This window comes from Paenibacillus sp. AK002 (genome assembly GCF_053903045.1).
Genome location: NZ_CP096377.1, coordinates 4,949,628 through 4,961,561 on the forward strand (window position 1 = coordinate 4,949,628; position 11,934 = coordinate 4,961,561).

The 11,934-nt window shown below is 46.2% G+C and carries 15 protein-coding genes; 8 read left to right on the plus strand and 7 right to left on the minus strand.

The features are described from left to right. The first annotated feature begins 175 nt into the window (after positions 1-175). On the plus strand, positions 176-397 hold the full coding sequence (locus M1D70_RS22090) for an excalibur calcium-binding domain-containing protein (RefSeq protein ID WP_340967932.1): 222 nt from the start codon (positions 176-178) through the stop codon (positions 395-397). Between the two features lie 187 nt (positions 398-584). On the opposite strand, the gene M1D70_RS22095 is transcribed toward M1D70_RS22090, so the two are convergent. Next, on the minus strand, positions 585-1,091 hold the full coding sequence (locus tag M1D70_RS22095) for a DUF6985 domain-containing protein (protein WP_456287960.1): 507 nt from the start codon (positions 1,089-1,091) through the stop codon (positions 585-587). Positions 1,092-1,115: 24 nt separating this feature from the next. Next, entirely contained in the window at positions 1,116-1,583 is a 468-nt protein-coding gene (locus M1D70_RS22100; protein ID WP_456287961.1) for a GNAT family N-acetyltransferase, read from the minus strand. Positions 1,584-1,857: 274 nt separating this feature from the next. On the opposite strand from M1D70_RS22100, the gene M1D70_RS22105 reads away from it, so the two are divergent. The 3 genes from M1D70_RS22105 (at position 1,858) to M1D70_RS22115 (ending at position 3,934) form a co-directional block, all read left to right on the plus strand. Beyond that, positions 1,858-2,289: a BlaI/MecI/CopY family transcriptional regulator gene (locus tag M1D70_RS22105; RefSeq protein WP_036664254.1), complete on the plus strand. Its 432-nt coding sequence runs from the start codon at positions 1,858-1,860 to the stop codon at positions 2,287-2,289. A gap of 35 nt (positions 2,290-2,324) precedes the next feature. Next, complete coding sequence (locus tag M1D70_RS22110) at positions 2,325-3,086, plus strand: M56 family metallopeptidase (protein ID WP_456287962.1); 762 nt, start codon at positions 2,325-2,327, stop codon at positions 3,084-3,086. Positions 3,087-3,175: 89 nt separating this feature from the next. Further along, positions 3,176-3,934, plus strand: a complete 759-nt coding sequence (locus M1D70_RS22115) for a prolipoprotein diacylglyceryl transferase (protein ID WP_009589827.1) — start codon at positions 3,176-3,178, stop codon at positions 3,932-3,934. Between the two features lie 255 nt (positions 3,935-4,189). Here the strand turns inward: M1D70_RS22115 and M1D70_RS22120 are convergent, their stop codons facing one another. The 5 genes from M1D70_RS22120 to M1D70_RS22140 all read right to left on the minus strand — a co-directional run bounded on the left by M1D70_RS22120 (position 4,190) and on the right by M1D70_RS22140 (position 7,592). After that, on the minus strand, positions 4,190-5,374 hold the full coding sequence (locus M1D70_RS22120) for an alanyl-tRNA editing protein (protein ID WP_456287963.1): 1,185 nt from the start codon (positions 5,372-5,374) through the stop codon (positions 4,190-4,192). Between the two features lie 239 nt (positions 5,375-5,613). After that, entirely contained in the window at positions 5,614-5,967 is a 354-nt protein-coding gene (locus tag M1D70_RS22125) for an acylphosphatase (RefSeq protein WP_009589964.1), read from the minus strand. Between the two features lie 87 nt (positions 5,968-6,054). Then, positions 6,055-6,603, minus strand: a complete 549-nt coding sequence (locus M1D70_RS22130; protein WP_456287964.1) for a GNAT family N-acetyltransferase — start codon at positions 6,601-6,603, stop codon at positions 6,055-6,057. Between the two features lie 27 nt (positions 6,604-6,630). Beyond that, positions 6,631-6,921 (minus strand): GNAT family N-acetyltransferase, encoded by a 291-nt coding sequence (locus M1D70_RS22135; RefSeq protein WP_456290481.1) that lies wholly within the window; start codon positions 6,919-6,921, stop codon positions 6,631-6,633. Between the two features lie 44 nt (positions 6,922-6,965). Further along, a complete protein-coding gene (locus tag M1D70_RS22140) occupies positions 6,966-7,592 on the minus strand; it encodes an alpha/beta hydrolase (protein WP_456287965.1) in 627 nt (208 codons plus the stop codon). A gap of 775 nt (positions 7,593-8,367) precedes the next feature. Between M1D70_RS22140 and M1D70_RS22145 the strand changes: the two genes are divergently transcribed. Genes M1D70_RS22145 through M1D70_RS22160 form a run of 4 tightly spaced genes read left to right on the plus strand, consistent with a single transcriptional unit; the run spans position 8,368 to position 11,862 of the window. Continuing rightward, a complete protein-coding gene (locus M1D70_RS22145) occupies positions 8,368-9,531 on the plus strand; it encodes an ABC transporter ATP-binding protein (protein WP_009589871.1) in 1,164 nt (387 codons plus the stop codon). A 1-nt stretch (position 9,532) separates the two neighbouring features. Next, entirely contained in the window at positions 9,533-10,198 is a 666-nt protein-coding gene (locus M1D70_RS22150) for an ABC transporter permease (protein WP_009589947.1), read from the plus strand. Then, on the plus strand, positions 10,195-11,148 hold the full coding sequence (locus M1D70_RS22155; protein ID WP_083829906.1) for a glycine betaine ABC transporter substrate-binding protein: 954 nt from the start codon (positions 10,195-10,197) through the stop codon (positions 11,146-11,148). The genes M1D70_RS22150 and M1D70_RS22155 overlap by 4 nt, the downstream gene beginning before the upstream one ends. Positions 11,149-11,160: 12 nt before the next feature. After that, positions 11,161-11,862: an ABC transporter permease gene (locus M1D70_RS22160; protein ID WP_456287966.1), complete on the plus strand. Its 702-nt coding sequence runs from the start codon at positions 11,161-11,163 to the stop codon at positions 11,860-11,862. Positions 11,863-11,934: the final 72 nt, after the last annotated feature.

Consider the following 11,934-nt stretch of genomic DNA (forward strand, 5'->3'; position numbering starts at 1 on the left):
TGATAACCAACACTTGTGACGTTCTCGGTTTTACACACCTTCCCCATCTTCCACCTCTATCACCAAATTAATAAGAGTTCTCAAAACAACAGTTGAACAGGTAATAAATTCCAGTTAACATATATTCATTATTTCTAAGGTGGGAAACTTAAATGATGAAGAAAGTTCTTTTTTATTGTTGGCTCTAAATGTTACTTCTGTTAATGCAGCTGCAAAAGCGAAGTCCTATAAAAACTGTACAGAGCTAAGAAAGGATTATAAAGGCGGAGTTGCCCAATCATCCTCTGCAAAAAACAAAGGTGGTAAAACCAAACATAAGCCTCATGTTTCAAAAGAATTGTATAATGCGAATAAGAAACTTGATCGAGATAAAGATTTAATCGCTTGTGAAAAATAAGTCGTTTATTGGGGATTCCAGGTAACTTCATAAATCCTTATTGCAGAGCCAGCCTTAGCGGTCTATCTCAAACTAAGGTCGGCTCTTTGTTTCGTCTGCTTGCTTTCTATCAGCGCATACACCTTGTTATAGGATGTCAAAATCCTAAACGATTTAAAAATCGCTGGCGCCGATGCACCGCTCTTTCTTATTCACTTTCGTCGGTTTCGCTCCAAATGGCGTCTGCGCCATAACCTAAATACTCACGCACCTCTAGAACCTCACTGCCCCGTATCACAATTTCCATGCCATTTTCAGAGTCCCACTCTGCTCCTCCACCCAGGATGGCTCCGAAAGCATGATCGTTTCGATCATAAGGATTTCGATAAAGATCAACTTGCCCTACAGACATAAACTCCAAAATATCCGCTCCATACACCTCACCTAACCCGGGAGGATAATCAGCCGTATCGCTGGACATTTTGAGGTCTTTCCACTCGCATGCTTTCTTGCATATTTCATGTACGGTTTCAGCCGGCAGCTGATTCAGCACGTCTTGAATGTAAATTTCCGCTTCCTTCACACTCATGTCTTCCGTGCTGAAACGGTATTCGACATTACATTGGAACAACGCAAGATACCCAAACCCCGACATGCCGCTTTCGTATGAAGGATCCTCAACTCCAACGTTTTTCAACTGAAATCTTTCGGTCACTCTATCTCCTCCTGAATCATCCGTCTATGTTCGATTTTTATATAATGTAAAATACATCAAACGATCCTTTAAATCAGGCTCTTTAGTGAATCCCATCTTCTCTAATAACCTTTGTGATTGAACGTTTTCAATTTCCGTTGTTGCTTCGATACAATCAAGTTTCATCAAATTAAACCCTATCGGAATCAGTTCATGCAAAGCCTCTTGCATGAATCCTTTCCCCCAATAATCCGGGGATAGATCAAAACCGATCTCAGCTCTTGTTTCTTCTTCGTCCTTTATCCAACAATGAAACCCACATGTTCCAATGAGTTCGTTCTTGTCTTTTCCGAACAGCCCGTACCTGCAGCCCGAATCACGGATATGAAACGTAATAATGTCTACTGCTTCATGTATGTCTATACATGCTTCGATATCCATAAATTTTGTGACTTCGGGGTAAGAAAAGTGCCTGTATATGGATACAGCATCATCAAGTGTTAATTCTCGCATGAACAGTCTATTGGTTTCAATCATCGGAAATTCTACCATTCGTAATCGCCCTTTGCTTTAAATTAAACCTCATTGAACTTCTCCTAGTTCTTCTATTCTCGACTGCACGGCAAAAAACCTTTTGTCACGGACGTTTTCAGTCACCAATGCAGCGCTGATACACTACAGAACGAACAGAGGGAAAAGCTATGATCACTCAGGTATGCGGTGAACGAAGGGAAGTTGACTTTTATCCATAACCATACTACGATGTGTAGTATGGGGTGAGTTAGGAATGAAGATTAAGAAAATGAATATCGAGGGCGAGGGCCTGAATCGATTTTTTGGACCACTGGAGTCAAGAATTATGGATATTCTCTGGTCTTCGGAGGCACTGAGTATCAAGGAAGTGCAGTCGATCCTGAATCAGGAGAGCCCGATCTCGATCAATACGGTGATGACCGTCATGAATCGTCTTCTGGATAAAGGCCTGCTGACAAAGGCAATGACGGGAACCGGCCGGACACGGGCAGCCAAGTTCAGCCCGCTGCAGTCGAGGGAGCAGTTTCTCACGGAACAGACGAAAGAAGTGTCGCAGGGACTCATTCAAGAGTATGGGAGCTTGGTCGTGAACCACATGATCGATGCGCTGGATGATGTCGATCCCGAGGTGATCGCAAAGCTGGAGCGTAAATTAAACGATATCAAACGCGGGAAAAAGCAATGAATCCTACCATTCGGCTAAAATGTGCCTACGCGCTGATGATCGCATTCGTAGCTGTTGTCATGGTACATATGGGAATGCTCATTACATACCAGATTCGAAACGGAGTGGTTCAAGGCCCCGTACTGAATTACGCCTTAATCGACATTGTCATTGCGTATACCCTTGGTCAGATCATTTGGAGAAGTACCCGGCAGTTGGTTTTATCGCAAAAATGGTTAAGGCACTTCCGTGCCAACAGGCACGACAAATTAACCAAGCGCCTCAATTACAAATACCGCGACTGGGGCACGGAAATCATCGTTGTACAGGACGATGCCTTTGTGGCTCTGACGATGGGTCTTCTGCGACCGAAAATTGTCGTATCCACTACCGTTCTAGAGATGTTTACTGACAAGGAAATAAAGGCGATTTTACTGCATGAACGATATCACTGCCGCAATCACGATGGATTAAAAATGTTTTTTTCGGCCTTGCTGGCAGACGCCTTTGGATATTTGCCGATCGTTAAACCGATTCTTCGCTACTATCAGACGTGGCAAGAGCTGTTTGCTGACCGCTACGCCATCCGGCAGATGGGTACGGAGCAGTATTTAGGCAGCGTCTTATTACAATTAGCTAAACTCGGTAAGCTTCAGCGGTATGAGACAGCCGTGCATTTTGCGAATACGACATTGGAGTACCGGGTCATGCAGGTTCTTGAGCCTGATCGAGGGGTCCATGTTCCGTTAGCCCTGCTGAAGCCTTTTCTGAGATCCTGTTCCATTTTGCTGCTCCTCATGTTGGGCGGGGATTCATAATCCCTTTTTTTTGAATGATTACACTACAATGTGTAGTTCAATCGCAATCGCGTTTAGACGGAAGAATTTATCAAATAGGAGATGAACATATGCACAATGAACTCATTCATATCGGACCTCTGACCATTTACGGCTATGGATTGATGATCGCAATCGGAATCCTTATCGCTTATAAGGTTGTTGCTTATAGAGCAGCTTCTAGACAAGTAGAACTATCCCATGTTTCCTCTCTGACTTTCTGGAGCTTATTAGGCGGATTGGTCGGCGCTAAGCTTTTATTTTGGATCACTCAAATGAACCATATCATCCAGGATCCCTCGATGGTTCTGAATTTTTCGGAAGGATTCGTGGTGTACGGTGGAATTATCGGGGGGATTGGGGTCGGTTATGCCTATTGTAAGAAGAAAAAGATAAACTTTCTAAAGTACCTTGACCTTTTTGTGCCCTCCCTTGCATTAGCGCAGGGCTTTGGAAGAATCGGCTGCCTCCTCGCCGGTTGCTGCTATGGTGAAGAAACGGAGGGTTGGTTTGGAATTACGTTTCACGATTCCGAGCTTGCCCCGAATGATGTCAAACTCATTCCTACGCAAATATTAGAGAGCGTATTCAGCTTTTCTATTTTTTTCTTGCTGATCTATATTGCTAGAAGAAAAAGACCTAACGGCCTAGTAGCAGGTCTTTATCTCATACTTTATAGTTTAGGGAGATTTATTATCGAATTTTTCAGAGGCGATATCATCCGAGGCCAGTTCGGTGCTCTCGCTACTTCGCAGTGGATCGCATTAGCCGTTGTTTTGCTCACGTGCATCGTATTCTTGACCCGGACTCAAAAAAAGATGACGGCATAGGATACAGATCATTATATTGGTATCCACTAAGTACCCGGGCAAAAGACAGAAGTCCTTAATTGCATTGAGCTTTCTGACTGAAGCAAAGAGAACTCAAAACAGGACGGGGCCCTGCCTTCATCAATGAAAGCCGAGCCCCGAGGGTGCCTTCTGTTCGCTAGCCGAACTGAATCCCGTGTTCACTGCATCTGTGCATTTCCGTACATGCTCGACATTGCATCAAGCATACTGCAGAGGAACGGCTAATCGGATCGCTTACTCCTCCTCTGGCTGACCTAATGACTGCGCCGTAAACCGGTAAAATGCCATGGCATCCTCCACGGTGCTAAAGCCAGCTTGGGCAATCTTATCGCTGCCTCCGCCTTTTCCTCGATAATCCGCCAGATGCTGTTTGAAAAAAGCACCGCAGGCAGGCCCGCTCTCTCCTCCTTGAGCGAGAACCACCTTATGGTCCGCGTTGGACGCGAAAAGCACGATAACCTCGGCTTGTTCGGTAAGCTTGGCCGCCAAGTTCTGCATATCCTTCATCGGCTTGTCTGCAAAAACATGTTTGACCAGTCTGCCTTGGCGCTCAGCCAACAGCTTCCCGGCCAGGTAAGCGTCATTCTCGGCCTTCACTGCGTTCAATTCAGCCTGGAGCTGCTTCTGCTCCTGATCCCATTTGGCAATCCGGTCCAGAATCTCTTCCTTTGCCGTATTGAACCTGGCTGACAGGCTTCCGAGAATCTCCATTCCGGCATTAAATTCTTTCAACGCCCGATACCCGCACTTAAAATAAAGACGCATTTGTCCCTTCTGCTTCTCTGCTCTCAGCAGCTTGATCATCCCGATCTCACCCGTTGCCGAGACATGGGTGCCGCCGCATGCGTTATATTCGATACCTTCGATTTCAACGATCCGAATATCGTCGGTTACCTTCGGCTGCTTCACCAGCGGCAGGGCGGCCGCCTGCTCCCGGCTCACAACATAGTTCGTTACCTGTCGATTAAGGTAAATCTGGTCGTTGACTTCCAGCTCCAGCATCATCAGCTGATGCTGAGGCAGATCCGATCGGGCGATATCGATGGTGGCATAATCCTGACCCAGGTGGAAGCTGAGCGTCTCCGCCTCGCATACCTGCAGACACATGGCGGACAGCAGGTGCTGACCGCTATGATGCTGCATATGGTCGAACCTTCTGTCCCAATCCAACCGGCAGGTTACCTCTTCCCTCTCCGGTAAACGATCGATTTTATGCAGTATCTCTCCGTCCTCCTGAACGACATCAAGAACACGGATTTTATCGATCCACCCGAGATCACAGGGTTGTCCTCCGCCATGCGGATAAAAGGCCGTCTCTTCCAGTACCAGGTAGGTCCCGTCCTCCCGTTCCAGCTTCCGCGTGATTCGTGTCTCCCACTCCCGGGTATAAGCGGATTCGTAATACAGCTTCTTTGTCATCTTCATGTCCTCACAGTTCCCAAGTTATACATTCATACTGATATCAGCTTACTATAAAACGGTCCCGCAGCGCCAAATTCCATTCAATAAAAAAAGACCGCCTGCCGGCGATGCCAACAGCACGGTCCTTGGACAAGAGGTTCGGGCATTACCTCATAGGTTCCATCCTCTTTCCGCAATGCAACTACCGATCATGAAATCCTTCCCCATGATGAATCCGGGGGCTTGCTATATGGATTTTATTCTGCGATCACAAAGCTTTCTTCTTCCTCTTTAATAGGCAGATCAGCTACCGTCACCTTCTGTACGGACGCCCGTTTCAATGAACGCATGCAATGGACCAGAAAATCAATTTGTGACGCTTCCCCTTGAAATTCCGCTTCCACACTTCCATCCTGTAAATTTCTCACCCATCCCGTTAAATTCATTCTTCGAGCGATGCAATATATTTCCAAGCGAAACCCTACCTTCTGCACCTTCCCGGAAAAAACAGCTTTTGTTCTGACGATGTTGCCCGGTGTGCGTTCAGGTAACTTAACCCGGTTGGCATGCCAAATGACATAGTCATTTCTTAATTTCTTAAGTACGCTCATTTCCCCGCAGCCTCCTTATATAAATTGGGATTCCTTCACTTCCACATCGTGTAAACAACATAAATCGCTGCTGCATCAAACCACTACTTAACGCGCTTGATAATCTCTTTTAAGTAATGCGTAGATGACCGTATCAACAAATTGATTCCTCCAATAAAAATGCTGCTTCAATGTCCCTTCTTCATTTAATCCCAGCTTCTCCAGCAACTTTCTTGATGCCGTATTCTCTGGCTCTACGAATGCTTCAATCCGGTTTAACCCAAGATGGTTAAAGCCGAACTCCATGATCTTCTGAATCGCCTCCGTCATGTAACCTTGCCGCCAATATTCTGGTGCCAGCTCATATCCAATCTCAGCTTTATAGTGATGTTTCATCCAACCATGATATCCGCATGTTCCAATGACTCTGCTTTCCGACCGTAAAGCGATTCCCCAGCGAATGGCCTGATTGTTTTCAAACCTATGATTCCATCTACGAATCAGTTCATCTGCTTGTTCAATATGCGTAAAACTCTCCACATCATAAAATTTCGTAACGGTGTCCATAGAGAAATAATGAAAGATGTCTCTAGCATCCTCTGGTATAATTTGTCTTAATACCAATCTTTCTGTTTCTAATAGGGGGAATTGAGGCATGTTGTTCTCCTTACATGGTTTGGGTCATTACATGGAATCTACTTCCTTATACAGATAATTTCGATAGCTCTTAAAACCATTTTTTATATAGAATTGACTAGCACTTTCATTGTCCGACCAATAATCTAATTGTATTTTGTTTATTCCATTCTCTTTGGCAAAGTTATTAATAAAGTTCATTAAGAGTCGTCCAATTCCTTTATTTCGGTGCACTTTCATTATTCCTAATTGATGAATGTACACGGATCGATATGATTTCATAAATACGTTCTCCGGATAGAGCGAGACATGATTTTCATGAACTTCCTTATTCAGCATTGCGATTTTTTCAGAATTAAAAGATTGCGAGATCTTAATGAGAATCACCCTCTACCTTCATTCAGAAAATTCATATATATCCCTACCAGTTTGCTTAGAATCTCAACACTTTCCGGAGCATGATCGGTCTCTAAAGAATGGTTGGCATTAGGAATTTCGATGACCTCTGTGGCCTTGTCTAGTTTAATTTGGTCTGCAAGTTCATGATGAAACACTTCATCCTTTGAACCATAAACCACAAGTCCCTTAAACCTGTTGATATAGGGGATGGTGTCTTTAATCGGCGTCAAAAATAGATGTTTTATAGGAGTGTCAAGTTTTTCATGAACTTCTCCAGCAACGATTGTGCCTATGCTCTTACTAATAAAAACAATCTCTTTATACTTGCTTATGATTCGTTGAACCGTTTCGTGGCACTCTTCTATTACTCTTTGCAGATCATGAATATCCAAATCCGTTCTCGCGGCTTGATATCCATATTCAAGCACCATTAAGTCATAACCACTTTGAATCGCGGAAGCTCCAGCAAAATGTAGAATGGGCTTGTCACAGGGATAGTTTTTTCCGGGGAACAGAATAACCAACTTACGATTGTCCTCTTGAAGTTGATAATATTTTTGTCTCATTTCCGTTTTCCAAAACGAGGGCATCGTTAAAATTTCTACTTTCATTGTTTCCATCCTCTCCGGCTTCAGGTGATTTTTCAGCTAACATCTTTTCTCCGCACTTCTTCAGTACCTCCATATTACGTATATTCGCGCTCTTCGTAAATACTCCCAGTCATGGGTAGGATATCTCTTTCCTTCCGTATCGCTTCTGGCCCCGAGGCACCAAATCTTCAAAATCGTTCTATGTACATGTTTCATCCCTTGACAAAGTGGGTAAATGTATAAAACATATTATTGCACCGTAGCAGTTATACGGTCCTACTCAACAAGGACTCGTTGCCTGCCAACGCATTTTGCATATATCCATTTGGGCTGAGAGAAGCAGTGGCGTAGCTGCTTGATTCTCACAGGTATATCAGGATTCATGGATGAAGACACAAATGATCCTTATATACGAATAGGGGCTAAAAGGCTTGGAATACTTCCTTCGGATGGATGTAATAAGGGATTGCACACCGCTTAGAACGCTAATATGCATATAAAGGTGGAATTTGGGGCATGAAAGTCTATGCCTTATCAAAGATTGCCGACTTAAATTGTTAATACCCTCAGGGTTTCCTCTTGGTTTTTCTCCACCCCTTGATGATGCGCTTAATCCTATTCCATTTTGATTTCTTTTAGAGCTAACTTGCTTAGCTTCATTTCTGTTTCTACATAACGAGGCTGCCGCCTTCCCTACTCAGCAATATACTTTTCCTCAACTCTTTTTTGGGTCCCCGATGGATGATATGCCAAATGCTCCGCATAATATGGATACTGCTTGCAAAGGGGCGATTGAATGATAGTACTGGAGCATGTGAACAAGGTTTATGATAATGGCTTTCACGCGCTGAAGGACATTAATCTCGAATTCAAAAAAGGGGAAATTACCGTCCTCATCGGTCCGAGCGGCTGCGGCAAATCAACAACCATGAAGCTGATCAACGCGCTCAATACGCCATCCTCGGGCAAAGTTCTGATTGACGGTCAGGATATCTCCAGATTGAATCCGGTTGAACTGCGGCGCAATATCGGCTATGTCATTCAAAGCGTTGGTTTATTTCCGCATATGAATATCTCCAAGAACGCGGGCGTGGTTCCGCGTCTGAAGAAGTGGGATAAAGACAAAACAGATCAAAAAGTAAATGAATTGTTGGACATGGTCGGACTGGATCACACCATTTATGGCACTCGCTATCCATCCGAGCTAAGCGGCGGGCAACAGCAGCGCGTAGGCGTCGTGCGGGCGCTTGCGGCTGAACCCGATATCATCCTGATGGACGAGCCGTTCTCCGCACTGGATCCCATCAGCCGGGAGCAGCTTCAGGATGAGCTGATCCGGCTTCAGCAGGAGCTCAATAAGACCATTATTTTTGTGACGCATGATATGGATGAAGCTATTAAAATCGCGGATACCATCGTTCTGATGAAAGATGGCGAAGTGGTTCAAACGGGTAGACCGGACAGCATATTACGGCATCCCGCAAATGATTTTGTGCGTGATTTTATCGGTTCGAAACGTCTGCAAAATGAGAATGAAAGCGCCTATGAAATTCCGCTTGTGGATGAAGTGATGATTACGAATCCGGTCACGGCATTCCCGAGCCGGGGATTGGCTGAAGCCATCAAGATGATGGAAATGAAGCGGGTCGATTCGCTGCTGATCGTGGACCGTAACCGTCAGCTTCAAGGCGCGGTTTCGATCTACCGGGTACTCGACCAATACGGCGAAGAAGGCAAAACCGTCGCGGATGTGATGCATCCGGTCCGTTTTTCCGTAGCTTCGGGAAGCACGCTTCCGCAGGCCATCGAGATTATGGACAGCCATCAGCTCAGCAACCTCCCTGTCGTAGACAGCAATAACCGGTTCCTCGGATTAATCACAAGAGGCAGTGTGGTTAAACATCTGGCCGAAGTCTATCCGACGATGGTTCCTCCGGTGCTGAACGGAGAGGGTGAGTGATATGAATGCATTTTGGAGCTTCATCACGGATCGTTATCCGGATATTCTGAAGGCTTTGCAGGAGCATCTGGTCCTCTCGTTCTCTGCCGTGCTGCTCGGGACCGTGATTGCCGTACCGATCGGAATCCTGCTGGTCTACAACCGGGTCGGCTGGTTGAACAGCATCGTCTTTTTCGTTGCGAATCTGTTTCAGACGGTACCGAGCCTGGCGCTCCTGGCGATTCTGATTCCGCTGCTTGGGATCGGCATGAAGCCGGCCATACTCGCATTGTTTCTGTATTCCCTGATGCCTATTCTGCGGAATACCTATGACGGTTTTCACTCCGTGGATAAAGGCGTGCTCAATTCGGCCAGGGGAATGGGATACAGCACCGCCCAAACGATTTTGAAAATTCAGCTTCCCCTATCGCTTCCTTACATCATGTCCGGTGTCCGCATTACGACCGTGTATATCATCAGCTGGGCAACCCTGGCTTCCCTGATCGGTGCTGGCGGTTTAGGCCAGCTCATCGTATCTGGACTTGGGGTTAACAAACCCGAGATGATATTCATCGGTGGCATCGGTGCAATTCTGTTGGCGCTTGTAGCTGACGGACTGCTTGGTCTGCTGGAGGGCTGGCTGAGCAAGCACTACCATCAGAATCAAACCCGGGACGCTGCGATATGAGTAACTTCAACCGTATACAGCAAGCCGGACGGAATAAGGAAGGCGTGATGAAACTGAACAAGCTGAAAAGGATGCCGATGTTAATCTGCCTGATGGCTCTTGCCGCTATTACCTCCGCATGCGGAATTCAAAGCGACCTTACCATCGGGACGCAAACCTATACCGAAACCAAGATTATTGCCGAAATGTATAAAGCGCTGATTGAAGACCAAACCGATCTGAAAGTCGATGTTATTCCGGATCTGGCATCTAGTTCATTGGTCATCAATGCGATGAAACGAAACGACGTTCAGATGGCGACGCTATATACCGGTGAGATTTTCAACAACCATTTCCCGATCAGCGGCACCAAAGACCGCGATAAAGTCTTGAAGGAGGCACAGGAGGGATTCCAGGAACACTTCGGGTTCACCTGGATGAATCCGCTGGGTTTCGAGAACACCTACGCATTCACGGTAAGAAAGGATCTTGCGGAAGCCAACGGGTACGCCAAAATTTCCGATGTCAAAAAAGACATGGCCTCCATGAAGCTTGGGGTAGATACGACTTGGCTGGAGAGAAGCACGGATGGATATCCGGCATTCTCCAAAGCATATGACATCAAATTCGGTCAGGTCTTCCCCATGGAGATCAGCCTGGTCTATAGCGCGGTAGCCAATGAGCAGGTGGATATCGTGTTGGCCTATTCCACGGATTCCCGGCTGAAAGCCTACCAGTTGCAGACGCTTCAGGATGACCAGCAATTCTTCCCTCCCTATGATGCAAGTCCGGTATTGCGTTCGGACCTTTTGAAGAAGCATCCTGAAATTGAGGATACGATAGCGCCTTTAATCGGTCATCTGGATGCAGATACGATGATATCGCTTAATTATCAGGTGGACATTGAGAAGAAAAGCGAGCGGGAAGTCGCGATCGCGTATTTGAAAGAGCAGGGCTTCTTGAAAAGCTAAAGGAGGGTAAGCATGGAAAGCGAACATTTAACATTTTCCGACTTTTTGTCGTATATATCACGAAATCAAGAATTGCTCTGGGAGTATTTCATCCAGCATATTACGATGGTGGTTATCGGGCTGGGGCTGGCATTCATCGTCGGCGTGCCGCTTGGCATTCTCTGCTCTAAGAGTAAATGGGCGGCCAAGATCATTTTGTTTATCACCAATATCCTACAGGTGGTACCAAGCTTAGCCATGCTCGTGGTTCTCATGTTATGGATGGGACTCGGAACGACAACGGTCATGGTGGGACTCTTCCTGTATTCCCTGAATCCAATCGCGCGGAATACGTACGTGGGGTTAAAACAGGTGGATCCCAGCTATCTGGAATCGGGAAAAGGTATCGGGATGAGCCCTCTCCAAATGCTCGTGAAAGTACGTTTTCCGCTGGCGCTGACGTACATCATGTCGGGCCTGCGTATCGCGGCCGTTATTGCCATCGGCGTGGTAACGATCGCTCCCCTCGTGGGAGGAGGCGGGCTGGGACGAGAAATTTACGCTGGACTAAACAGCAACAACTCCCTGCGGATTTTTGCAGGCGCCATTCCTGCCGCGGTGCTGGCAATCGTTGCGGATATCGTGCTCGGCATGCTGCAGCGTAAGATGGATCTGGCCAAGCGGAAGTCAGCCAGTGCGGCACCATCGCCTGCGAAAATGCAAAATATAAACTGAAGTTTGCAGAGAGTACATTCTAAGGGGCATTCCAGAAGATCTTAGATCTTGCGGAGTGCTCTTTTCTTTTAG